The following is a 22,709-nucleotide window of genomic DNA, read 5'->3' as shown; positions in this document are numbered from 1 at the left end:
CCTGGATACGCAACGGCTGGTCCTGCCAGGTTCCGGCCCGCCGTGCTCTCGAGCGCGACGACGATGCCGTCACGGGATGGGTGAAGGACGTGTGGCCCTGCGCGGAAGGTTTCGCGGCGGCCCGTGGAGCCTGGCTCGTCTTCGAGGACGAAGCCGGACTCTCCATGACGCCGCCGACCGCCCGGACCTGGTCACCACGCGGCCGGACCCCGGTCGTCCGCGTTCGCGGCCGGTCCCGCAGACGTGTCCCCATCGCCGCTCTGACCTGCTACAAACCCGGCCACCGATCGAGGCTGATCTACCGGCCCCGACCAGACGACGCCCGGCGCGACGGACGTAAAAGCTTCTCCTGGCGCGACTACCGCGACCTGCTGAGCGCCGCCCACCAGCAACTCGGCGGCCCCATCGTTCTCGTCTGGGACAACCGCAATGTCCACAAGGCCGCCGGCCTGCGCGAGTTCGCCGAGAACCGCGACTGGCTGACCATCTACTACCTGCCGCCCTACGCGCCCGACCTCAACCCCGTCGAGGACATCTGGTCCCTCCTGCGACGCGGCTGGCTCTCCAACGTCGCCTTCCACACCCCGGACCACCTCATCAACACCGTCCGCCGCGGCCTGCGGCACATCCAGTACCGCAGCCACCTCATCGACGGCTGCCTCGCCGAGACCGGCCTCGCCATCAGAACCGACTGACACAACCCGACATGGCCGGTGCAGGGCCTTCGCGAAGCGATCGAGGGATTCTAGGACGATGTCGAGCAGATGGTGCTCGTCTGCGATCCAGTGCAGTTGGGCAGTATCGGCGAGGCGGATGAGCTGTTCTGGTTCGACTGGAGCGGCGTATTGCGCGGCGGCTGCGCGCGTGGTGGCCCGGCCCTCTGCTCGCAGCTGCCAGATGCCGGGGTATTCCTCGGAGAGGGTGCGCAGTTCTGCCGCGGGCCACCCGCCACCGCTGTACCGACCGGACACTGACCCACAGGTCCTTGGCGATGACGGAACTCGCCTTACCGCCCGCGAACCGCTCGGCCGCCTGCACCCGTAACTCCTCGCGGAACTGCTGCCGTTCGGCAGCCAACCCGCCACCCTGTGGATACCCGCATCACACCGTCATACCGCAGGCCGGGCACACCCAACGCCCCTACGAATTCAACCTCAGTAGCCGTTGTTAAAGACCGTCCGAGATCACACTGTCGTCACACCGGTAAAACGGCACAGGCACAAGGTCCGCTACCCCAAACCTTCCAGCGCCCTCACCGGAGAGGATTTTGTACAAAAATTCACTCATCGACGTGCCGAAATCTTCCCATCCTCCGACTTCACCCCTGGCGTGCACGGGCCATTCTTCGGGCCGAACTCCAGGGAGGGCGAGCCAGTAGAATTCTGCCGCCGTCTGAGTCACTGCCCATGGAATGAGTCCCCCTTCCCCCTCACGGAACAAGCCATGCGGGGCATATCCCATTTCAACGACGGGGTGCTCGGCAACAATTCCTCGCAATCTCTGGAGTTTTTCAACCACTGCCAGTTGAGCCCCGCCAGAACTGGAGTGCACACGCACATAGTCACAGAATTCCCCCTCACCGAAGCACTCGCAGAATTCCTTGAAATCTTCCGGCAAGGAGGTGCCGAGATGGCGCTCAATCCCTTCCCATTCAATGGATAGAGAAAGCGGCCTCCATGAGACTGCACTCGACAGGTCAGTAACCCAAGGCATCCGCACTCCACCAGGTCGCAATCACGGTACATTTGCGAGCGTTTTACTGCCGGAAGGTCCCATATTACCAGACCAGGAGAGCGTAACCGAGTCCGGAATTCCGCTACTGCCTTGATAATGCGGTATCACTTGATAGTAAATAGTTTCCCCGCTCTCCTGCACTCGTTTCGCTATTGCGTTTTCATATCCCGCCATGAGGGGAGTGTTCACTGCCGCGTAAAGGGGCACCAAATTACGCAGGTCATCTCCATCTCCGCCCAGCTGACGAGCCAAGAGGTGAGGCCATCATCGAGGCCGCGGAGGCCGGCCTGACGCCGTCGCTGGCCACGATGAGCCTCGCCGACTACGGCAGCGCGAACATGGAACTCGCCCTGCGCGGGATGGAGTTGAAGACCCTCGATCCTTACCTGTCGGGATGGCGGGTGCGTGTGGTCCCGGCACTGGGCCACCTCCCGGTGCGGATGATCACCAATGGTGTCGTCGACCGGACCGTGCAGAACTGGATCGCCGACGAGCACAGCCGCTCGACGGTGAAGAACACCATCGCCGTCCTGGTCCGCATCATGGAGCAAGCGGTCCGCGACGGCATCATCAAGGTCAACCCCGCCCGCGTGACAGGCTGGCAGAAGCTCTACAAGCAGGTCGAGGACGAGCTCCTCAACCCCCGCGCACTCGCCCTGCCCAACTGGGAAACCCTCGCCCGACTCTCACAGGCTCTCGTCGCCGCCTCCCACGACAAGTACCGCGGCTGGGGCGACGTCGTCCTCTTCGCGGCATCCACCGCCGCACGCATCGGCGAGGTATCCGGCTGCCGCGTCGGCGACATCGACACCACCCAGTGGATCTGGACCGTGCGCCGCCAGACCACCCCCGCACCCGGAGGACTCACCGACAAGGGCACCAAAGGCAAACGCGCGCAAGGTACCGATCATCGAAGAGATACGTCCCCTCGTCGCCCAGCACGTCTTGGCCGCCGGACCCAACCCCGACGCCCGCCTCTTCACCGGACCACGCGGAGGACGCATCTCCACCGCCGTCCTGCGCGACGCCACCCACTGGGACGACGTAGTCACCGCACTCGGCTACGAACACCTGCGCCGCCACGATCTCCGCCACACCGGCCTGACCTGGTTCGCCGACGCAGGCGTACAAATCCACGTCCTGCGCCGCATCGCCGGCCACGGATCACTGACCACCACCCAGCGTTACCTGACCCCGACGTCCACAAGATCACAGCCGCCGGCACCGCACTCACCACCCACCTGACCGCCCTGCGCGCCCCACGCACCCCGCCCAGCAGGATCGTCACCACCCGCTGACACCGGCGGTCCAGAGGACCTGGTCCCCAACTGGTCCCCAGAAACGGGTGAGGGCCGGTGTCGGAAAGCTCCGACACCGGCCCTCGTCTGCGACTGTCTCCAGTCGGGACGACAGGATTTGAACCTGCGACCCCTTGACCCCCAGTCAAGTGCGCTACCAAGCTGCGCCACGTCCCGGTGCGCGACCGGGCCGTCAGCCGTGTGGTCGCGCTCGGCAAGAATACCGTACGGGCACGGAGGGTGTTCCCCGGGCGCCCGGCCCGGGAGGGTTCAGAGGCGTGCCGCCCGGCGTTCCGCGCGCAGGAGCCACGCGAGGTAGAGGCCGCCGCCCACGCCCGTGACGACGCCGACCGGCAACAGGGCGGAGCCCGTGGCGCGTTGGGTGGCCAGGTCGGCGACCGAGACAAGGACCGCGCCCGTCCAGCCCGCCGCGAGGACGTTCGGGCCGGTCGCGCGGGTCACGCGGCGGGCCAACTGCGGGGCGGCGAGGGCGACGAACGGGATCGGTCCGGCCGCGGCGACGGCCATCGCGGTGAGGCCGGTGCCCGCGCACAGCAGGAGCAGGCGGCTGCGTTCGGGCGGTACGCCGAGCGCGGCGGCGGTGTCGTCGCCCATCTCCAGTACGGTCAGCCGCCGGCCGAGCACCACCACGACCGGCAGCAGCAGGACCAGGCCGAGCGCGGCGACGCGGACCTGGCTCCAGTCGCGGGAGTTGAGGGAACCGATCATCCAGCTCGCGGCCTCGGCGGCCTTGCCGATGTCGGCGCGGACGTACAGGAAGCTGGTGACCGAGCCGAGGACGGCGGACGCGCCGATGCCGACGAGGATCAGCCGGTAGCCGTGCACGCCGCGCTTCCACGCGAGCAGATAGACCGCGGTGGCCGTGGCGAAGCCGCCGCAGACGGCGCCGGCCGCGGTCTGCGGGGCGCCCGCGTCGAACAGGATGATGGCCACGAGGGCGCCCGCGGAGGCACCGTTGCCGAAGCCGGTGATATCGGGGCTGCCGAGCGGGTTGCGGGTCAGGGACTGGAAGACCGCGCCCGCCACGCCCATCGCGAAGCCGACGAGGACCGCCACGAGGGCGCGCGGCAGCCGCAGGTCGACGACGACGAACTCGGCGCCCGGCGGCCCGTCGCCGAGGAAGGTGCGCACCACGTCGAGCGGCGCGACCGCGTAACTGCCGGTGCCCACCGCGAAGACGGTGCTGACGGCAGCGATCACGGCCAGGGCCGCGCACACGGACAGGGCGCGGGGGTCGTAGCGGAGGGACCAGCGGCCGGTGCGCAGCAGGGCGCCGCGCGGCCCCTGCCGCACGGGCCCGCCGCGGCGGGGTGCCTCGGTGGTGCTCACAGTTGGGCCACCTTCCGTTTCCGCACGAGATGGACGAAGAGCAGGCCGCCGAGGAACGCGGTGACCGTGCCCACCTCGATCTCGGAGGGCGGCACGACCACCCGCCCGATCACGTCGGACACGAGCAGGAGGACCGGGGCGAACACCGCGCAGTACGGGAACAGCCAGCGGGGGTCGGGGCCGCTGAAGGAGCGGGCGGCGTGCGGGACCATCAGGCCCACGAAGCCGATCGGCCCGCACACGGCGGTCGCGGCGCCGCACAGCAGCGTGACCGCGACGACCGACAGGACGCGGGTGCGTTCGACCTTGGTGCCCAGGGCCCGTGCCTGGTCGTCCCCCAGCGAGAGCGCGCCGAGCGGACGGGCCAGGCCGAGGGCGAGCAGCGCGCCGGCCGCGAGCAGCGGCAGGACGACCACGAGCAGGTGGAGGTCGCGCTTGGCGAGGGTGCCGACCGACCAGTAGCGCATGGAGTCGAGCGTGCTCAGGTCCCAGAGCTGGAGGCCGTTGACGTAGCCGAGGAGCGCCGCGTTGACGGCCGTTCCGGCGAGGGCGAGTCGTACGGGGGTGGCACCCCGGCTGCCGCCGAGGGCGTTGACGGCGGTGGCGGCGACGGCCGCGCCCACCAGTGCGAACCAGAGGTAGCCGGTGAACGACGTGATCCCGAGCACACTGATCGCGGTCACCACTGCTGCCGCGGCACCGGAGTTGACGCCCAGCAGCCCGGGATCGGCGAGCGGGTTGCGGGTGACGGTCTGCATGACGGCACCGGCGAGGCCGAGGGCCGCGCCGACGGCGACGCCGATCAGGGTGCGGGGCAGCCTGAGTTGGCGCACGATCGCGTCGTCGGCGGTGCCCGACGGGGTGAACAGCCCGGACCAGACCTGGTCGAGGGGTATCTGCTTGGCACCGACCGCCAGGGAGAGTGCGGCCGCCGCGACCAGGAGGACAAGTCCCAGTACCAGTCCGGCCGTTCGGGCGCGGGTCCGGCCGGAACGGGGAGCGGCGGGTGCCTCGCCGGGCGGTGCGGGCGCGGCGGTGACGGCGGTCACGACGTGGTTCCGGACGGGGCGGGCGGGTAGGGAGGGCCCTGCCCGGGGCCCCCTTGGACGGCGGGGGCCGGGACGGAGGACGCGGGCCGGGAGCGAGGGGGGCGCCCGGCGAGGAGCGGCCGGCCCTCCCTCGGCCGGGGGCATGATCCAATGGACATGTGCTTAGCTTAGGCTAACCTAAGAAGTGTTGTTGACGATCTTGTTGGCACGCCGCCCCGAACCGTCCCCCGTGCCGGTCGGGCCAGGAGCGTGGATCGGCACGACCCTTTGCCCTTGCCGGCGACGAGAAGAGGAGAGATGCCCGCCCAGCAGAGCGCGCGACGGACCACCGGATCCTCCACCACGACGCGGAGCACCGTGCCGATCGCGACAGCCGCGCCCGACCCCGGCGCCACGGACCCGGCGGCCGATGCCCGCGACGGCACCCGGCCGGTCCGGACCACCGGCCCCCGGGTCACCCGCCTCCTCGGCCGCCTCGCGGCTGATGACGGTGAGCAACGGGCCGCCCTCTCGGCCGAGTTCTGGCGTGAAGTGGAGCGGCTGGGCACGCCGCTGATCGAGGAGATCGAGGACGAGCCCGACCACCGCGCCGTCACGTTCCTGTGGCGCGGTCACCGTGCTACCCGCCAAGTGGTGCTGCTGGCCAACAGATTGACGGACCGTCGGTTCCTGGCGGGCTCCCTGCTGGAGCAGGTCCCGGGCACGGACGTCTGGCACCTGGGGCTGAAGTTGCGCGCGGACCACCGGGGTACGTACCGTCTGGCCGCCGACATCTCGGTGAACGAACCGCCCGCGGACCCGGAGGGGTTGCAGCACCGGTTGCGCGGACTGTCCGCGCACGCCGCCGCCGATCCCCTCAACCCCCGTACGGTCGCCACACGTTGGGACGCCGCCGAGAGTTCGGTGTTCGCGCTGCCGCACGCCCCCGCCCAGCCGTGGGCGCAGCGGGTGGGCACAGTGCCGGCCGGGCGCGTGGAACGGCACCGCGTGGGCAGTGCCGTGCTCGGCGAGGACCGGGACGTGCGGCTCTACCTGCCGACCGGCGTCGCGCACGGCGGGCCCCTGGTCCAACAGCCGCTGCCGGTGGTCGTGTTGTGCGACGGCGACATGTGGTTCGGCCGCATGGGTCTCGAACACACCCTGGACGTGCTGATCGCCGACGGCACGCTGCCCCCGCTCGCGGTGGTCGCGCCGGAGGCCGTCGACCGGCACACCAGGTGGCGCGACCTCGGCGGACGCGACCCGTTCGTGGCCTTCCTCGCCGACGAGCTGCTCCCCTGGGCGGCCACCCGGGCACCGCTGACCACCGAACCGGGGCGGACGGTCGTCGCGGGGCAGAGCCTGGGCGGCACGACCGCGCTGTACGCCGCGCTCACCCGGCCCGAGCGGTTCGGCGCGGTGCTCGCCCAGTCGCCGTCGCTGTGGTGGCGGCCCGGGGTGGCGCAGGCGGAGCCCAAACCCCCGGTCGACGGCCTGCCCTGGCTCGTCGAGCGGTACACCGCCGCGCGGCTCGCGCCGACGACGTTCCACGTGGCCGTCGGACTGCACGAGGGCGCCATGGTGGACCACGCCCGCACGCTGACCGGCGCGTTGCGCGCGGGCGGCCACCGGGTGACCCACGGCGAGTTCAACGGCGGCCACGACCACGCCTGTTGGCACGGCGCGCTGGCCGACGGGCTGGTCGGGCTGCTGGGCACCGCCCGCCCCTGAGCACCCCGGCGCCGACGCGGGGGCCGACCACGGCCACATCCATGTCCTGTGCATGACATGCACCTCAGCACACCGCATCACACCCCACCACCAAGACAGAAACCGGAGTTGCCTCCCCATGCCCATCCCCCGTTCCCCTCGTGCCTCCCGCCCGTCCCGCGCCTCCCGCAGAACGTTCCTGGCGTCGGCCGCCGCCGCGGTGGCCGGAGCCGTCGTCCTGACCGGGTGCGGCGGCGACGACAAGGCCCAGGACGGCGGTTCGTCCGCCACCCGCCAGGTCACCGACGCCGACGGCCACAAGGTGAAGGTGCCCGCCGACCCGAAGAAGGTCGTCGCGCTGAGCGAGCCCACCCTCGACGCCTCCCTCGCGCTGGGCGTCCTGCCGGTCGGCACCACAGCGGGGCGCGGACAGAAGGGCGTGTCCACCTACCTCGCCGACAAGGCGAAGGGCACCCAGGTCGTGGCGACCGTCGCCGAGGCCGACCTGGAGAAGGTCGCGGCGCTCCAGCCGGACCTGATCCTGGTCGACGAGACCACCGCGGCCAAGAGCCAGCTCGCCAAGCTCAAGGCCATCGCGCCGACCGTGCTCACCGCCAAGCTCAACGAGGACTGGAAGAAGAGCTTCACCGCGACCGCCGACGCGCTCAACAAGAAGCCGGAGGCCACCAAGTGGCTCGCCGGCTTCGACAGCGACGTGGCCGCCGCGAAGAAGAGGCTCGGCGCCAACGCGGGCACCGAGGCGAGCGTCGTGCGCTGGCAGAACGGCGCGCCCTCCACCGTGGGCGTGGGCAAGAACCACGTCGGCTCCACCCTCGCCCAGCTCGGCCTGACCCGGCCCGCGAACCAGCGGGGCACCGGCGTCGGGCACAGCGTGCCGGTCAGCCCGGAGAAGCTCTCCACCATCGACGGCGACTGGCTGTTCTTCGGCGTCCTCGGCACGAAGGCCGACGGCGAGACCGCCTACGCCGAGGCGAGGAAGGTCGCCAACTTCGGCCGCCTGAAGGCGGAGAAGGAGGGACACGTCGTGGTCGTCCAGGGCTCCGCCTGGAACAGCGCGGGGGGCCCGCTCGCGGCCCGGATCGTGCTCGACGACGTGACCAAGGCGCTCGCCCCGTGAGCGCCCGTACCGGCGGCGGGACCGCGGGAACCACCGGGGAACCGGGACTCGACGGGCGTCTCGCCCTCGTGACCGGAGCGGGACGCGGCATCGGCGCCGCCGTCGTCACCGCCCTCGTCGAGCGCGGCGCCCGCGTCCTCGCCACCGATCTGGGGCCGGAGGGCATCGGCGAACTCGCCGAGAGGCACCCGCATCAGGTCACCGCCCGCACCCTCGACGTCACCGACGCCGCCGCCGTCGAGGCGCTGGTCGACGACACCGAGACCACGCTCGGCGCCCTCGACGTCTGCGTCAACGTGGCCGGGGTGCTGCGCATGTCCGACGTCGTCGACCTGGACCACGCGGACTGGGCGGCGACCTTCGCCGTCAACACCAACGGCGTGTTCCACGTGTCGCAGGCCGCCGCCCGCCGGATGACCGCGCGCGGCCGGGGCAGCATCGTCACCGTCGCGTCCAACGCGGGCGGCATCCCCCGTACGGGCATGGCGGCGTACGCGGCGTCGAAGGCCGCGACGGTGATGTTCACCAAGTGCCTCGGCCTGGAGGTCGCGGGACGGGGCGTGCGGTGCAACACCGTCTCCCCCGGCTCCACCCTCACCGACATGCAGCGCGGCATGTGGGCGGCCGGCGACGAGGACGCCGCCGCGCGGCGGGTGATCGAGGGGGACCCGGCGACGTACCGCACGGGCATCCCGCTCGGCCGGATCGCCGAACCCTCCGACATCGCGGACGCAGTGGTCTTCCTCGCCTCGGACCGCGCCCGCCACATCACCCTGCACGACCTGTACGTGGACGGCGGCGCCACGTTGCGGGCCTGACCCCCGCCGCGGGCGCCGCCGGGCCGGCCGTCCCCCCGCCGGCCCCGGCCCCGCGCGCCGCACCGCACCGTGCCCCGTCCGTGCCGTCCGTCCCCCCACTGGAGACAACCATGACCGCCCCTGTGCACGAACCCGTCACACCCGAGTTGGTCCCGCCCGGCGAGGCCACCGGTCTGATCGACGTCTACCGGCCGGCCACCGACCGGTTCCTCGCCTCGCCCCGGCACACCCTCCTCGGCCGCGGCACCGCCGCCGAAATACCCGACGGGAGCGACCCGTTGGCCGTCCGCGTGCGGGAGACGCTCCGGGCACGGCGGCGGGCGGGCGACCCCGCTCCCGTCGTGATCGGCGCGCTGCCGTTCGCCCCGGACGCGGCACCCATGCTCGCCGTTCCGGAGAGCGTCCGCTGGGCGCCGCCGCTGCGCGAGGACCCGCTGATCGCGCTGCCGGTGCCGGACACCGAGAGCCGGACGGACTGGCAGGTCACCGAGGTACCGGCCGCCGCGGAGTACGCGGCCGCCGTCGCCTCCGCCGTCACGCGCATGCGGGCGGGCGAGTTCGACAAGGTCGTCCTCGCCCGCACCCTCGAACTGACCGCGCCCCGGCGCCCCGACCTGCCCGCCATGCTGCGGCGGCTGGCCCGCCGCGACCCGGCCGGTTACACGTTCGCCGTGCCGACCGGTCCGGGCCGCACCCTCGTGGGCGCCAGCCCCGAACTGCTGGTCGCCCGGCGGGGCGGGCGGCTCGTCGCCAACCCGCTCGCCGGGTCCGCGCCGCGCAGCCCCGACCTCGCCGAGGACGTCCGCCGGGCCGCGGCGCTGCTGGAGTCGCCGAAGGACCTGCACGAGCACGCCGTCGTCGTGGACGCGGTCCGGGCGGCCCTGGCCCCCTTCTGCGACGGGCTCGACGTGCCGGAGCGGCCCACGCTGGTGCGGACGGCGGCCATGTGGCACCTGTCGACCACCGTCACCGGCCGCCTCGCCGACCCGGGCACGACCGCGCTGGACCTGGCCGCCGCGCTGCACCCGACGCCCGCCGTGTGCGGGACGCCGACCGACGTGGCGCGCGCCGTGATCGCCGCGTCGGAGCCGTTCGACCGGGGCGCCTACACCGGCATGGTCGGCTGGCAGGACGCGGACGGCGAAGGAGAGTGGGTCGTGACGATCCGCTGCGCCGAGGCCGAGGGCCGCTCGCTGCGGCTGTTCGCGGGCGCCGGTGTGGTGGCCGCGTCGTCGCCGGAGGCGGAGACCGCCGAGACCGGTGCCAAGTTCCGTACGTTCCTCAGTGCCGTGGGGGCCTCGCTGTGACCACCTCCGTGACCGACAACGCCCTTGCAGCCGAGGCCGGTTCACCGCCCGCGACCACGCCGGGGCTCGACGCGCCCACCTGGCCGGCCGGGTTCGCCGAGCGCTACCGCGCGGCGGGCCACTGGCGCGGCGAGACCTTCGGCGGGATGCTGCGCGACCGCGCCGCGACCCACCCCGACCGGGTGGCGCTGGTCGAGCCGGGTGCCGTGCGCCGCACCTGGACCTACCGCCAACTCGACGAGAACGCCGACCGGTTGGCCGCGGGATTCGCCGCGCGCGGCATCCGCAAGGGCGACCGCGTCGTCCTCCAGCTCCCGAACGTCGGTGAGTTCGTCGAGGTCGTCTTCGCGCTGTTCCGGATCGGCGCGCTGCCGGTCTACACGCTGCCCGCGCACCGGGACACCGAGATCGCCCATCTGTGCGCCGCCACGGAGGCCGTCGCGTACGTGATCCCGGACCGCAACGCCGGATTCGACCACCGCGAACTGGCGACGCGCGTGAAGGACGCCACCCCCTCGCTGCGCGAGGTGTTCGTGGCCGGCGACCCGGGCCCGCACACGGCGCTCTCCGACGTGCCGCGCGAGCCGGACGGCGCCCTCGCCGGGCCCCTGGCGCACGAGCTGGCGTTCCTCCAGCTCTCGGGCGGCACGACGGGCGTCCCGAAGCTCATCCCCCGCACGCACGACGACTACCTGTACTCGCTGCGGGGTTCCAACGAGATCTGCGGGGTCGACGGCGGCACCCGCTTCCTCGTCGTCCTGCCGGCGGCCCACAACTACCCCATGAGTTCGCCGGGTTGGCTGGGTGTGCTGTACGCGGGCGGCACCGCCGTACTGAGTCCGGCACCCGATCCGGGCACCGCGTTCCCCCTCGTGGAGCGGGAGCGGATCACCATGACGGGGCTGGTGCCGCCGCTCGCGCTGGTGTGGACGGAGGCCGCCGCGAAGAGCGCGCACGACCTGTCGAGCCTGGAGCTCGTACTCGTCGGCGGCGCCAAGTACAGCGCGGAGGCGGCCCGTCGGCTGGAACCGGCACTCGGCTGCCGGCTCATGCAGGTGTTCGGCATGGCCGAGGGGCTGGTCAACTACACGCGCCTGGACGACGACACGGAGACGGTGGTCACCACGCAGGGCCGGCCGATCTCGGCCGACGACGAGGTGCGCGTCGTGGACGACGAGGACAACGACCTGCCCGACGGGGAGTTCGGGCACCTGCTGACCCGCGGGCCGTACACGATCCGCGGCTACTGGCGGGCCCCGGAGCACAACGCGCGCTCGTTCACCGGGGACGGCTTCTACCGCACCGGCGACATCGTGCGGCGGCTGCCGAGCGGGCACCTGGTCGTCGAGGGGCGGGCGAAGGACCAGATCAACCGGGGCGGCGAGAAGATCGCGCCGGAGGAGGTCGAGAACGTCATCCTGGGCCATCCGTCGGTGCACGACGTGTCGGTGGTCGGGGTGCCGGACGAGTACCTCGGGGAGCGTTCGCTGGCGTACGTCGTCCTGCGCGAGGGTGCCGAGCCGCTGCGGGCCGTCGCGGTGAAACGGTTCGTGCGCGAGCGCGGCATCGCCGCCTACAAGGTCCCCGACCTGGTCGAGTTCGTCGACGCGTTCCCGCAGACCGGCGTCGGCAAGGTCAGCAAGAAGCACCAGCGGTCCGCCGCCGAGCAGCACTGAAAGGCCCCCACCGACATGGCACTTCCCGCCATCGCCCCGTATCCCCTGCCCACGGCCGACGAGTTGCCCGCCAACCGGGTCGGCTGGACCGTCGACCCCGACCGCGCCGTGCTGCTCGTGCACGACCTCCAGGAGCACTTCCTGTCCGCCTTCCCGGCCGGGCAGCAGCCGTTGACCGGCATGCTCGACAACACCGCCCGCCTGCTGAAGGAGGGCCGGCGCCTCGGCGTGCCGGTCGTCTACTCCACGCAGCGCGGCGGCCAGACCCCCGAGGAACGCGGACTCCAGCTCGACTTCTGGGGCCCCGGTGTCGCCGACGACCCGGCACGGCTCGCCGTGCCCGACGCGGTGGCGCCCGACGCGGACGACGTGGTGCTCACCAAGTGGAAGTACAGCGCCTACGTACGCACCGAACTGGCCGAGCTGATGGCCGGTTGGGGCCGCGACCAGATCGTCGTCGTCGGCGTGTACGCGCACATCGGCGTCATGATGACCGCCTGCGACGCGTGGATGCGCGACGTCCAGGCGTTCGTCGTCGCGGACGCCGTCGCCGACTTCTCCCGGGACGACCACGACATGGCGCTGCGCTGGTCCGCCGGCCGCTGCGCGGTCGTGACCACCACCGACGCCCTCTTCAAGGAGGTCTGAGCCGTCATGGCCCTCACCCTGGAGCAGATCCGCACCGACGTCGCCGACTGCCTCGGCGAGGATCCCGCGGACATCCCCCTCGACGAGAACCTCGTCGACCACGGGCTCGACTCCGTGCGCATCATGGCGCTGCTGGAACGCTGGCGCCGCGACCACGGCGTGCACGCCGACTTCGCCGATCTCGCCGAGCAGCCGGCCATCGAGGTCTGGGCGCCGAAGCTGGGGGCGGTATGACGCTGCTGCACACCGGCGCCGACCCGGTCGGCCTGCCGGTCACCGAACTCCCGCTCACCGCCGCCCAGTCGGGCATGTGGTACGCGCGGGCCCTCGACCCGGACAGCCCCGCGCAGAACACCGCGGAGTGCCTGGAGATCGACGGCCCGGTCGACCCGGAGACGTTCGCGGAAGCACTCCGCCGCGTCGTCGCCGAGGCGGACGCGCTGCGCGTGCGGTTCACGGACACCCCCGACGGGCCTCGCCAACTGCTGTACGACGAGGTTGAGTTGCCGCTCACCGTGCGGGACCTGCGGGCCGCGCACGACGCGGTGCGCACGGCCGAGGAGTGGATGGCCGCCGACCTGGCCCGCCCCTGCGACCCGACGTCCGAACCGCCTTTCGCGCACGCCCTGTTCCGGGTCGGCGAGCGGCGCTGGCTCTGGTACCAGCGCATCCACCACCTGGTCACCGACGGGTACGGCTACTCGCTCCTCGTGCGCCGCACCGCCGAGGTGTACGGGGCCCTGGCCGCCGGCGAGGAGCCGTCCCCGCGCGCCTTCGGCACGCTGGCCGGCCTGGTGGCCGACGACGCGTCGTACCGCGGCTCGGAGGCGTTCGCCGCCGACCGCGACCACTGGTCCGCCGCGTTCGCCGACCGCCCGGAGGCGCCGCGCCTGGCCGGCCGGTCCGCGCTCCCCCGGCGGACGTTCCTGCGCCGCACCGCGTACCTCTCCCCGGAGGCGACCGAGAGCCTGCGCGAACTGGCCGCCCGGCTGCGGGCGACCTGGCCGGACGTGCTGATCGCCGCGCAGGCCCTGTACACCTCCCGCGCGACAGGCCGCGCGGACGTGGTGCTCGGGCTGCCGATGATGGGCCGCATGGGCTCGGTGGCGCTGCGGGTGCCGGGCATGGTGATGAACGTGCTGCCGCTGCGCCTGACGGTCTCCCCCGACGCGACGTTCGCGGAGCTGGTGCGCCGGGTCGTCCTCGGCATCCGTGAGGTGCGCCGCCACCAGCGCTACCGGTACGAGGACATCCGCCGCGACCTCGGCCTGCTGGGCGAGGGCCGGGGCCTGGTGGGCCCGCTCGTGAACGTCATGCCCTTCGACTACGGCGCGGACTTCGCGGGGTCGCCGGCCCGGGCCCGGAACCTGTCGGCGGGGCCCGTCGACGACCTCACCGTGAACGTCTACGACCGGGCGGACGGCCGGGGCCTGCGGGTCGACCACGACGGCAACCCGGCGCTGTACGGACGCGCCGACCTGGCCGCGCACCAGGACCGGTTCCTGCACCTGCTCGACCGCGTCGCCGTCGCCGACCCGCAGGCGCCGCTCGCCCGGCACGGCATCGCGACCCCGGCCGAACACGCCCTGGTGGTCGACGAGTTCAACCGTACGGCGCGCACGCTGCCGAGGACCACGCTGGTGGGCCCGATCGAGGCGCGGGCCGCGCGCACCCCGCACGCGATCGCGCTGGTGCACGGGGACACGACCCTCACCTACGGCGACCTGAACGCGCGCGCCAACCGGCTGGCGCGGCACCTGCAACGGCAGGGCGCGGGACCGGGCCGGGTGGTGGCGGTGTCGGTGCCGCGCTCGGTGGAGCTGGTGGTGTCTCTGCTCGCGGTGCTCAAGGCGGGCGCCGCCTACCTGCCGCTCGACCCCGACTACCCGGCGCCGCGGCTGACGTACATGCTGGAGGACGCCGCCCCCGTGTGCGCGGTCACGGACAGCGCGGAGCGGCTGCCCGCCGGGACGGCGACACCGCTCGTGGTGCTGGACGGCCTCGACCTCTCCGCGTACCCGTGGGTGAACCCGGCGCGCGCGCTCACGCCCGGCCATCCCGCCTATGTCATCTACACCTCCGGCTCGACGGGCCGGCCCAAGGGTGTCGTGGTGTCGCACGGTGCGATCGACAACCGGCTGCGCTGGATGCAGCACACGTACGGGCTGACCGCCGGGGACCGGGTGCTGCAGAAGACGCCCTCGTCGTTCGACGTGTCGGTGTGGGAGTTCTTCTGGCCGCTGCGGCAGGGCGCGACGCTGGTCGTCGCCGACCCGGGCGGGCACAAGGACCCGGTGTACCTGGCCCGGCTGATCCGCGAACAGGCCGTCACCACCTGCCACTTCGTGCCGTCGATGCTCCAGGTCTTCCTGGCCGGCCCGGACGCGGCGTCCTGCACCGGACTGCGCCGCGTCTTCTGCTCCGGCGAGGCGCTGCCCCGCGAGACGGCGAACGCCTTCGGGCACGCGCTGCCCGGCGTGGAGCTGCACAACCTGTACGGCCCGACGGAGGCCGCGGTCGACGTCACCTTCCACGCGTGCGCGCCGTACGGTACGGGTCCCGTGCCGATCGGGGCGCCGGTGTGGAACACCCGCCTGTACGTCCTGGACGCGGCGCTCCAGCCGTGCCCGCCCGGCGTTCCGGGCGAACTGTTCCTGGCGGGTGCGCAGTTGGCGGACGGCTACCTCAACAGGCCCGAGCTGAACGCGACCCGGTTCGTGGCCGATCCGTTCGGTGCGCCCGGCACCCGCATGTACCGCACCGGCGACCTGGCCCGGTGGACGCGCGACGGCGAGGTCGAGTACCTGGGCCGCACCGACCACCAGGTGAAGCTGCGCGGGCAGCGCATCGAACTCGGCGAGATCGAGGCCGTGCTGGCGGCCCGGGACGGCGTGGACGGCGCCTGCGCGCTGGTGCTGGAGGACCGCCTCGTCGGCTACGTCACCGGCGCGGTCGACGGCGCTGCCGTGCGCGCCGCCGTCGCCCGTGAACTGCCCGAGCACATGGTGCCGTCGGCGGTGGTCGTCCTCGACGCGTTCCCGCTCAGCCCCAACGGCAAGCTGGACCGCCGGGAGCTGCCCGCCCCCGTGTTCGCGGGCGGCCCGGGTGCCCGGCGCCCGTCGGGTCCGCGGGAGGAGGCCCTGACCCGGCTGTTCGCCGAGGTGCTGGGGGTGGACGGCGTCGGTCCCGACGACGCCTTCTTCGACCTGGGCGGCACCTCGCTGCTCGCGGTGCGACTGGTGGGCCGGGTACGGGAGGAGTTCGGCACGGAACTGACCATCGGCTCCCTGTTCGAGGCGCCCACCCCGGCCGCGCTCGCACCGCGTCTCGACGCCGGGCGCCCGGCGTCCGGGGACGCGCTCGGCGTGGTGCTGCCGCTGCGCGCGGAGGGCGGGCGCGCCCCGCTGTTCGCGATCCATCCGGCGGGCGGTATCGCGTGGTGCTACGCCGGACTGGCCGCACGTCTGGGCCCCGACCAGCCCGTGTACGGGATCCAGGCGCGCGGCCTCGCCGACGACGACCCGCTGCCGGCCAGCCTCCAGGAGGAGGCGGAGGACTACGTCCGGCAGATCCGCCGGACGCGCCCGCACGGCCCGTACCGGCTCGTCGGCTGGTCCGTCGGCGGGGTCCTCGCGCACACCGTCGCCGTGCTGCTCCAGGAGGCGGGCGAGGAGGTCGAACTCCTCGCGCTGCTCGACTCGTTCCCCGCCGAGCAGTGGCGGGAACGGTCCGCGCCCGAGGAGGGCGACGCGCTCACGGCGGTGCTGCGCATGGCGGGCTTCGAGCGCACCGGCGAACGCGACCGCGACGACGTGCTCGCCACGCTGCGCCGGGCCGGCAGTCCGCTCGCGGGACTCGGTGACCGCACGCTGTCGCGGATCGTGGACATCGTGCCGAACCACGCGCGGATGATGCGCGAACACCGGCACGCCCGGTACGACGGCGACGTGCTGTTCTTCACGGCGGCGGCGCCGCGCGCCGAGGACTGGCTGACCCGCGAGGCGTGGCGTCCGCACGTCGGCGGCGAGATCGTCAACCTCGATCTCGACTGCACGCACCCGCAGTTGATGCGTGACCGGTTCCTCGACGACATCGCCGCCGCGCTGACGGCCCGGCTGAGGGAGATCGACGCGTGAGCGCCGCCGGCCCGTTCGACCCGGGTCCCGAGGGCCACGACACCCACCTCGTGCTGGAGAGCCCGCGCGGCGCGGTGTCGCTGTGGCCGGCCTGGCGGGCGGTGCCCCCGGGCTGGGCGGCCCGCTTCGGCCCGGCGCCGCACGACGCGTGCGTGCGGCGGGTGGAGCGGGGGTGAGCGCGGTGTCCGGGACCGGGGCACGGGGGTCCGGCGGGGCGCCCGCGACGAGCGGGCCGCGGTCGCCGCGGCTGTGGCTGGTGCGGACGGTCCCCGGCGGGTCCCCGGCGGACCCGCCGGGGTGGTCCGCGCTGAGCTCCGGCGAACGGGAGCGGGCGTCGGCGCTGCGGCGTGCCGACGACCGTGCGCTGTACGTCGCCGCGCACGCCGTGCTGCGCCTGCTGCTGGGGCTGCGGCTCGGGTCGGCCCCGGCGGAGGTACCGCTGACGCGGCTGCCCTGTCCCGGCTGCGGGGGCCCGCACGGCCGCCCGGCGGTCGCGGGACCGGCCGGGGCCGGGCTGCACTTCTCGCTCTCCCGCACGGCCGGCGCCGCACTGCTGGGCGTGGCCGCCGCCCCGGTCGGGGTGGATCTGGAGCGGACCCCGGACCCGGACCTGGTACGGGACGCGACCGCGGCCCTGCACCCCCGCGAGCAAGGGGAGTTGGCCCGTCTCGCACCGGGCGGACGGGCCGCCGCGTTCGCCCGGTGCTGGACGCGCAAGGAGGCGCTGTTGAAGGCGACGGGCGAGGGGCTGTCGCACCGTGCCCTCCGGGAACACTTCGTGGGCACGGGGACACGTCCGGCGTCGGGGGCGGGGGGGGCCCCCCGCCCCCCCCCCCGGGGGCCCCCGGCCGGGGGGGGGGGCGGCGCGGGGGCCGCCCGCCCCCCCCCCCCCCCCCCCCCCGGGGGGGGGGGGGGGGCCGGGGGGGGGGGGGGGGGGGGCGGCCCCCCCCCCCCCCCCACGCCGTGGTCCCCGGGCCGTGGGCGGGGGCCTGCGCGGTCGCGCCGCTCCCCCGCACCGCCGGACCGGCCGCGGCACGGCGACCGCCGCCCGGCCGGGGCGCGTCAGCCCGCGCCGAGGAGTTCGACCAGGCCGTCCGCGAGTTCCGTGCGCCAGCAGAGATAGTCGTGACCCCCGTTGAACTCGCGGTAGGTCACGTCGTCGTACCCGGCGGCGGCGAGCGTGTCGCGCAGGCGCCGGGCCGCGGGCAGCGCGACCCACTCCTGCTCGCCGAAGGAGAGCCGCAGACGCACGGGCAGCGGCGGTGACGCGGCGATGCGCGCGGTGAGCCACTCGGCGTCCGGGCCCACCGGCCACCAGAACGACCCCGACTGGACAAGGGCGTTGCCGAACCGGTGCGGCGCGCCCAGGGCCGCGTGGACGGCGGTGAGTCCGCCGAGGCTCTGTCCGGCCAGCACCGTGCGCGCGGGGTCGTCGGTGAGGGCGGGCTGCCGCCCGGCGGCCCAGGGCAGCAGCTCGTCGGCGAGGAAGGACGTGAACGCGGGGCGGCACGACAGCTCGGCCCAGCGGGTGGCGGCGTCGACCGACTCCGGCAGGACGGCGGCGGTCGGCGGGATCCGGCCGTCGGCGATGAGGTTGTCCAGCAGCGCGGACACCCCGAGACCCGGCTGCCAGTGCTCCCCGTCCAGCAGTACGAGCACCGGGAGATCGGCGAACTCCCCCGCACGTCCCGGGGGTTCGTACAGCCACACGCGGCGGCTGCCGCCGAGCACCCGGCTCGCGACGGTGTGCTCGGTGACGGTCCCGGCGGGCACCCCCGGCCGGGCCTGCCAGTCGCCCGCCCGCGGCGCGCGCGGAAGCTCGGCGTACGGGACCGGGACACCGCCCCAGCGACGGGGCAGCGTACGGGAGTTGAGGGGGTCGGCACGCGGACGGGTACGCAGCCGGGCCCAGTAGTCACGGGTGCCGGGCTCGGGGCAGTCGCCCTCGTCCACGAACAGGTCGTAGGTACCGCGCCAGTCGTCGCGCAGCCGCAGCGTCCAGTGCCAGACGTCGGTGCCCGGCACCCGCTCCATCAGGTTGCCCTCGGGCGACCGGGGATCGCCGAGCTTGTTCGGCAGGACGTGCACCGCGCGCGTCGCGGGGGTGCCCCGCCACAGGAACGTCACCGCCAAGTGGTCGGCCGCGCCCAGCGGATCGGGGGCCAGGAGCGGTGTGCCCCGGCGGGCCGCCTCGGCCCAGAACTCCTCCGCATCGGCTGGGTCCGGGAGTTGGACACCGGGGGCGGACAACCGCGGCACCGGGTCGGGCCTGGTCAGCCGGGGCGGGTGGTGCGGTGCCCCCTGGGGCGGGGCGGACGCGATCATCGTGGCTCCGGGGTGAGAGAACGTTCCAACAGAAGGTTAGGCTAACCTAAGTCAACATCGTCGGGGGGTGCGGGCCCCGGTGCCGCGACCCGGTGTCACGCACCCGCGCACGCCCGCGCCCCACTCCCGACGCCTTCTCACTTCGCGCCCTCGCGCCGCACGTCAGGAGCCCCGTCCCATGAACTCCGGCAGACCCACCACGACTCCGTCCCGGACCCGCGCCCACCGCGCCGTCGCGCTGACGGCCGGGGCCACGCTCGGCCTGGGCGCGCTCGCCGCGGCGCTCCCCCTGGCCACCGGCGACGGCACGGTCGACACCACGGGCACGGTGGCCCTCGCCGCGGACGCCACGACGCCCTCGGTGAGCCTCGGCAGCACGTCGGTGAAGCCGGGCGGGGACGTCTCCTTCACGGTCACCGGCTTCCCGGCCGGCGGCACCCTGAGCGTCAAGTTCGACGACACCGCGCTGCTCAAGCAGTTCACCATCGGGGACGACGGCGGCTTCTCCGGCAGCGTCACCGTTCCCGCCGGCGCGACGGTGGGCGACGGGCACTGGCTGCGCTTCCTGTCCACCGGCACGAGCGTCCGGAGCGACGCCCTCTCGGTGGTGGCGGAGAGCACCCCCACGCCGACGCCCACACCCACCGCGACCCCCACCAAGGCCGCCGATCCGGCGATCGGGCTGGGGAGTTCGTCGGTGCGGGCGGGCGGCAAGGTCTCCTTCGACCTGTCCGGCTTCGCCAAGGGGCAGACGGTCACGGTCAAGCTGGACGACGCGGACATCATCGGCCAGTGGAAGTCGGCGGTCGGCGCCGACGGCACCTTCTCCGCCTCGGTGACCGTGCCCGCGGGCACCTCGGCGGGCGCGCACTGGCTGCGGGTGCTCGCCGCCGACCCGGCGACGAGCCTGAAGGCGGACATCACGGTCACGGCGTCCGGTTCGGGCGGCGGCGACGGCGGAAGCCCGTCGGGCTCGGGCGGCTCGGCCTCCGGCGGCTCCTCGTCCGGCGGTTCGGGCTCGGGCGGCTCGTCGTCCGGCGGCTCGTCCTCGGGCGGCTCCAACGGCGTTTCCGGGGGCGGCGGTTCGACCGGCTCGGCCTCCGGCGGCTCAGGCACCTCCGGCACCACGGCGACCGTCACGGGCGGCTCCCGGGTGGCCGCCGGCGGCACCGTCTCCTACCGGGTGACGGGCTTCCCGGCCGGTCAGCAGCTCACCGTGAAGCTGGACGACGAGACCATCGTCGCCCAGACCACGATCGGGTCGGACGGCAGCCGCTCCGGCAGCGTCACCGTGCCGGACGACATCACGAAGGGCGCGCACTGGCTGCGCTTCCTCGCGCCCAACCCGCCCACCAGCCTCAAGGCGGCCTTCACGGTGACCTCGGGCGCGGAGGCGGGCACCTCCGGCTCGGGCACGACGGGCTCCACCGGCGCGGACGGCGCCGACGGCACGTCCGCCACCCCGGTCCCGGAGGCGTCGGGCGAGCCCGCCAGCGCCACCAACGACGCGGGCGCCAGGGCGACGATCACCGCGACCAAGGTCCAGGCGGGCGGCAGGCTGCACTTCAGGGTGACCAAGTTCCCGGCGTCGCAGCAGGTCACCCTCAAGCTGGACGACGAGGACATCCTCGGCCAGTGGAAGACCGACGCGGACGGCGCCTACGAGGGTGACGTGACCGTCCCCGCCGGCACCTCGGCGGGCGCGCACTGGCTGCGCTTCCTCGCGCCCAACCCGCCCACCACGCTGAAGGTCGGCTTCACGGTGACGGCGGCGACGGCGGCCGCCGCCTCCGGCGACGACACCGCCACGACCGGCACCGGCTCCGGCGACATCGGCTCGGCGGCCACGACGGCGAACGCCGCGTCCCTGGAGGCGCCGGTCTCCTACGCCACGATCGCCTGGTCGGCCGCGGCGGCGGCCGTGGGCGGCGCTGCCGGGGCCGCGGCCACGACGCTGTACGTGGTGCGCCGCCGCACGAGTTCCGGGGGCACCGCGACCACCACCCCCGCAGCCGGCTGACACCCCGGCACGACCCCGCACACCGGCAGCCCCCGGGACCGGTCCGCCCCCAACGGGCGGCGCCCCGGGGGCCGTTGGCGCGCCCTGATGCCGCCCTGCGCGTTCCGTCCGCCCCCGGAAGATCGAATGTAACCGGGCTCACACGGCAAGAGTTCCTTACTTAGGTAAGCCTAAGCTAAGTTGAAGAGGTCGGATCCGCACACCAACTACGTACCGATGCCTTGGAGTTGACCCTTTCCATGTCCTCAACCACTCGCGGCACCAGCCGTGCCGCCGCCCGCACGTCGATCGCCGTCGCGGTCGCGGCGGGTACCGCCCTCGCCCTCACCGGGACGGCGTCCGCGCACTCCGGAGCCACGAGCACGTCCAAGGTGACGGTCGCCTCGCTGACCGCCGGCCTCTACCAGTCCGCGTACTCCGAGCGGAACCACACCCTCTGGGTCACCAGCGCCGTGGGCCGCGCGGGCACGCCCTCCTCGCTCAGCAAGGTGGACCCCCGCACCCTTGAGGTGAAGGCGACCTACGCGGCCGCCACCGACGCCGCCACGGGCGCCGTCGAGGCCGTGTACGGCGTGGCCGTGGACGACGAGCACGACACGGTCTGGACGACCAACACGCGCTCCAACTCGGTCGGCGTCTACAGCCAGCGCACCGGGGCCCACCTCGCCACCCTGCCGAACGTCAGCCACGCACGGGAGATCGTGGTCGACGAGGCGCACGACACCGTGTGGGCGAGCGCCTACGGCGACGGCACCCTCGTGGCGTACGACAGCCGCACCTTCAAGGAGAAGGAGCGCGTCACGATCGAGGGCGCCGGACCGGCCGGACTCGCCGTGAACGAGAGGACCGGCACGCTGTACGCGGCCGACCTCGCGGGCGACCGCATCATCGAGCTGCGCCGCCACTCCGCCACGCCCGTGTTCGTCCCGGCCGGCGACGGCCCGATCTCCGTCTCCCTGTCGAAGGACGGCAGGACCGCGTACACGGCCGACCAGACCGGCGGTGACGTCTCGGTCGTCGACCTGCGCAAGGGAGTTGTCACCCGGACCGTCGCCACCGGCGCGGGCGCCCTGTCCGTCGCCACCGACGAGCGGTCGGGCAACGTCGTGGTGGTCAACCGCACCGCCGCCACCGCCACGGTCGTCGACCCGCGCAAGGGCACCGTCAAGGAGAGCGTCGCGACCGGGGCCAACCCCAACCACGTCGAGGTCGTCGACGGCACCGCGTACGTCGTCGACAAGTCCGGCGCGGGCGTGGACGGTTCGGACCAGATCACGCGCGTCGTGCTCGGCCGCTGAGCCACTGAGCCGCTGAGCCGCTGAGCCGCTGAGCCGCTGAGGCACTGAGCCACCGCGGGCCCGGACCGGGCCGTCCCCGTCGCGACCGACCGCGAGCGTGTCGCGGCGCCGGACGTCGGCCGGACACGGGCCCCCTCGCCCGGTCCTCCGGTCCGGGCCCGCGGTTCCCCGAGGACAACTCAGCTGCTCTGCATGTCAGTTGACGCGCAGTCATAGAAGAAAC

The 22,709-nt window shown here is 73.6% G+C and carries 18 protein-coding genes and 1 tRNA gene; 14 read left to right on the top strand and 5 right to left on the bottom strand.

Translation table 11 applies throughout. The features are described from left to right. Nucleotides 1-5: 5 nt before the first annotated feature. A complete protein-coding gene (locus ACFZA0_RS24710; RefSeq protein WP_391020850.1) occupies nucleotides 6-695 on the top strand; it encodes an IS630 family transposase in 690 nt (229 codons plus the stop codon). A 1,039-nt stretch (nucleotides 696-1,734) separates the two neighbouring features. Here the strand turns inward: ACFZA0_RS24710 and ACFZA0_RS24705 are convergent. Beyond that, a complete protein-coding gene (locus tag ACFZA0_RS24705; RefSeq protein WP_391020848.1) occupies nucleotides 1,735-1,941 on the bottom strand; it encodes a DNA/RNA non-specific endonuclease in 207 nt (68 codons plus the stop codon). Between the two features lie 738 nt (nucleotides 1,942-2,679). Between ACFZA0_RS24705 and ACFZA0_RS24700 the strand changes: the two genes are divergently transcribed. Beyond that, complete coding sequence (locus tag ACFZA0_RS24700; RefSeq protein ID WP_391020737.1) at nucleotides 2,680-2,979, top strand: tyrosine-type recombinase/integrase; 300 nt, start codon at nucleotides 2,680-2,682, stop codon at nucleotides 2,977-2,979. Nucleotides 2,980-3,135: 156 nt separating this feature from the next. On the opposite strand, the gene ACFZA0_RS24695 is transcribed toward ACFZA0_RS24700, so the two are convergent. From ACFZA0_RS24695 to ACFZA0_RS24685, 3 genes are all read right to left on the bottom strand, one after another. Beyond that, nucleotides 3,136-3,209, bottom strand: a tRNA-Pro gene (locus ACFZA0_RS24695). 93 nt (nucleotides 3,210-3,302) lie between these two features. After that, nucleotides 3,303-4,382, bottom strand: coding sequence for an iron chelate uptake ABC transporter family permease subunit (locus ACFZA0_RS24690; protein ID WP_391020735.1), 1,080 nt, complete (start codon nucleotides 4,380-4,382; stop codon nucleotides 3,303-3,305). Then, nucleotides 4,379-5,431: an iron chelate uptake ABC transporter family permease subunit gene (locus ACFZA0_RS24685; protein WP_391020733.1), complete on the bottom strand. Its 1,053-nt coding sequence runs from the start codon at nucleotides 5,429-5,431 to the stop codon at nucleotides 4,379-4,381. Before ACFZA0_RS24685 ends, ACFZA0_RS24690 begins: the two co-directional genes overlap by 4 nt. Before the next feature lie 297 nt (nucleotides 5,432-5,728). Between ACFZA0_RS24685 and fes (ACFZA0_RS24680) the strand changes: the two genes are divergently transcribed. From fes (ACFZA0_RS24680) to ACFZA0_RS24635, 10 genes are all read left to right on the top strand, one after another. Further along, nucleotides 5,729-7,141 (top strand): enterochelin esterase, encoded by a 1,413-nt coding sequence (gene fes / locus ACFZA0_RS24680; RefSeq protein WP_391020731.1) that lies wholly within the window; start codon nucleotides 5,729-5,731, stop codon nucleotides 7,139-7,141. 118 nt (nucleotides 7,142-7,259) lie between these two features. After that, on the top strand, nucleotides 7,260-8,258 hold the full coding sequence (locus ACFZA0_RS24675) for an ABC transporter substrate-binding protein (RefSeq protein ID WP_391020729.1): 999 nt from the start codon (nucleotides 7,260-7,262) through the stop codon (nucleotides 8,256-8,258). Further along, complete coding sequence (locus ACFZA0_RS24670) at nucleotides 8,255-9,076, top strand: 2,3-dihydro-2,3-dihydroxybenzoate dehydrogenase (RefSeq protein ID WP_391020727.1); 822 nt, start codon at nucleotides 8,255-8,257, stop codon at nucleotides 9,074-9,076. Before ACFZA0_RS24675 ends, ACFZA0_RS24670 begins: the two co-directional genes overlap by 4 nt. Before the next feature lie 110 nt (nucleotides 9,077-9,186). Continuing rightward, nucleotides 9,187-10,383: an isochorismate synthase gene (locus ACFZA0_RS24665; protein WP_391020725.1), complete on the top strand. Its 1,197-nt coding sequence runs from the start codon at nucleotides 9,187-9,189 to the stop codon at nucleotides 10,381-10,383. A gap of 8 nt (nucleotides 10,384-10,391) precedes the next feature. Further along, entirely contained in the window at nucleotides 10,392-12,059 is a 1,668-nt protein-coding gene (locus ACFZA0_RS24660; protein WP_391020847.1) for an AMP-binding protein, read from the top strand. Nucleotides 12,060-12,074: 15 nt separating this feature from the next. Further along, the gene (locus tag ACFZA0_RS24655; protein WP_391020723.1) at nucleotides 12,075-12,707 is read left to right on the top strand and encodes an isochorismatase family protein; all 633 of its coding nucleotides are present in this window, start codon (nucleotides 12,075-12,077) and stop codon (nucleotides 12,705-12,707) included. 6 nt (nucleotides 12,708-12,713) lie between these two features. Then, a complete protein-coding gene (locus ACFZA0_RS24650; protein ID WP_391020721.1) occupies nucleotides 12,714-12,941 on the top strand; it encodes a phosphopantetheine-binding protein in 228 nt (75 codons plus the stop codon). Continuing rightward, complete coding sequence (locus ACFZA0_RS24645) at nucleotides 12,938-16,843, top strand: amino acid adenylation domain-containing protein (protein WP_391020719.1); 3,906 nt, start codon at nucleotides 12,938-12,940, stop codon at nucleotides 16,841-16,843. The genes ACFZA0_RS24650 and ACFZA0_RS24645 overlap by 4 nt, the downstream gene beginning before the upstream one ends. Next, complete coding sequence (locus tag ACFZA0_RS24640; RefSeq protein WP_391020717.1) at nucleotides 16,840-17,019, top strand: MbtH family NRPS accessory protein; 180 nt, start codon at nucleotides 16,840-16,842, stop codon at nucleotides 17,017-17,019. The genes ACFZA0_RS24645 and ACFZA0_RS24640 overlap by 4 nt, the downstream gene beginning before the upstream one ends. After that, nucleotides 16,992-17,966 (top strand): 4'-phosphopantetheinyl transferase superfamily protein, encoded by a 975-nt coding sequence (locus ACFZA0_RS24635; protein ID WP_391020715.1) that lies wholly within the window; start codon nucleotides 16,992-16,994, stop codon nucleotides 17,964-17,966. The genes ACFZA0_RS24640 and ACFZA0_RS24635 overlap by 28 nt, the downstream gene beginning before the upstream one ends. On the opposite strand, the gene fes (ACFZA0_RS24630) is transcribed toward ACFZA0_RS24635, so the two are convergent. Next, complete coding sequence (fes, locus tag ACFZA0_RS24630; RefSeq protein ID WP_391020713.1) at nucleotides 17,906-19,168, bottom strand: enterochelin esterase; 1,263 nt, start codon at nucleotides 19,166-19,168, stop codon at nucleotides 17,906-17,908. The genes ACFZA0_RS24635 and fes (ACFZA0_RS24630) overlap by 61 nt on opposite strands. 178 nt (nucleotides 19,169-19,346) lie before the next feature. Here fes (ACFZA0_RS24630) and ACFZA0_RS24625 point away from each other — a divergent pair, with 178 nt between their 5' ends. Together ACFZA0_RS24625 and ACFZA0_RS24620 are read left to right on the top strand one after the other, a co-directional pair. Beyond that, on the top strand, nucleotides 19,347-21,188 hold the full coding sequence (locus ACFZA0_RS24625) for a hypothetical protein (RefSeq protein WP_391020711.1): 1,842 nt from the start codon (nucleotides 19,347-19,349) through the stop codon (nucleotides 21,186-21,188). 239 nt (nucleotides 21,189-21,427) lie between these two features. Beyond that, the gene (locus ACFZA0_RS24620) at nucleotides 21,428-22,486 is read left to right on the top strand and encodes a YncE family protein (RefSeq protein ID WP_391020709.1); all 1,059 of its coding nucleotides are present in this window, start codon (nucleotides 21,428-21,430) and stop codon (nucleotides 22,484-22,486) included. Nucleotides 22,487-22,709: the final 223 nt, after the last annotated feature.

Source organism: Streptomyces sp. NPDC008150 (assembly GCF_042956945.1).
Lineage (GTDB): Bacteria > Actinomycetota > Actinomycetes > Streptomycetales > Streptomycetaceae > Streptomyces.
The sequence above is the reverse complement of the archived record's forward strand: the minus strand, read 5'-3'. Positions and strand labels throughout refer to the sequence as shown.

Excerpts from the sequence above, each read along its gene's own strand:
- fes (WP_391020731.1), top strand. The coding sequence starts at position 5,729 with ATGCCCGCCCAGCAGAGCGCGCGACGGACCACCGGATCCTCCACCACG.
- ACFZA0_RS24675 (WP_391020729.1), top strand. The coding sequence starts at position 7,260 with ATGCCCATCCCCCGTTCCCCTCGTGCCTCCCGCCCGTCCCGCGCCTCC.
- ACFZA0_RS24665 (WP_391020725.1), top strand. The coding sequence starts at position 9,187 with ATGACCGCCCCTGTGCACGAACCCGTCACACCCGAGTTGGTCCCGCCC.
- ACFZA0_RS24655 (WP_391020723.1), top strand. The coding sequence starts at position 12,075 with ATGGCACTTCCCGCCATCGCCCCGTATCCCCTGCCCACGGCCGACGAG.
- ACFZA0_RS24650 (WP_391020721.1), top strand. The coding sequence starts at position 12,714 with ATGGCCCTCACCCTGGAGCAGATCCGCACCGACGTCGCCGACTGCCTC.
- ACFZA0_RS24645 (WP_391020719.1), top strand. The coding sequence starts at position 12,938 with ATGACGCTGCTGCACACCGGCGCCGACCCGGTCGGCCTGCCGGTCACC.
- fes (WP_391020713.1), bottom strand. The coding sequence starts at position 19,168 with ATGATCGCGTCCGCCCCGCCCCAGGGGGCACCGCACCACCCGCCCCGG.
- ACFZA0_RS24625 (WP_391020711.1), top strand. The coding sequence starts at position 19,347 with ATGAACTCCGGCAGACCCACCACGACTCCGTCCCGGACCCGCGCCCAC.
- ACFZA0_RS24620 (WP_391020709.1), top strand. The coding sequence starts at position 21,428 with ATGTCCTCAACCACTCGCGGCACCAGCCGTGCCGCCGCCCGCACGTCG.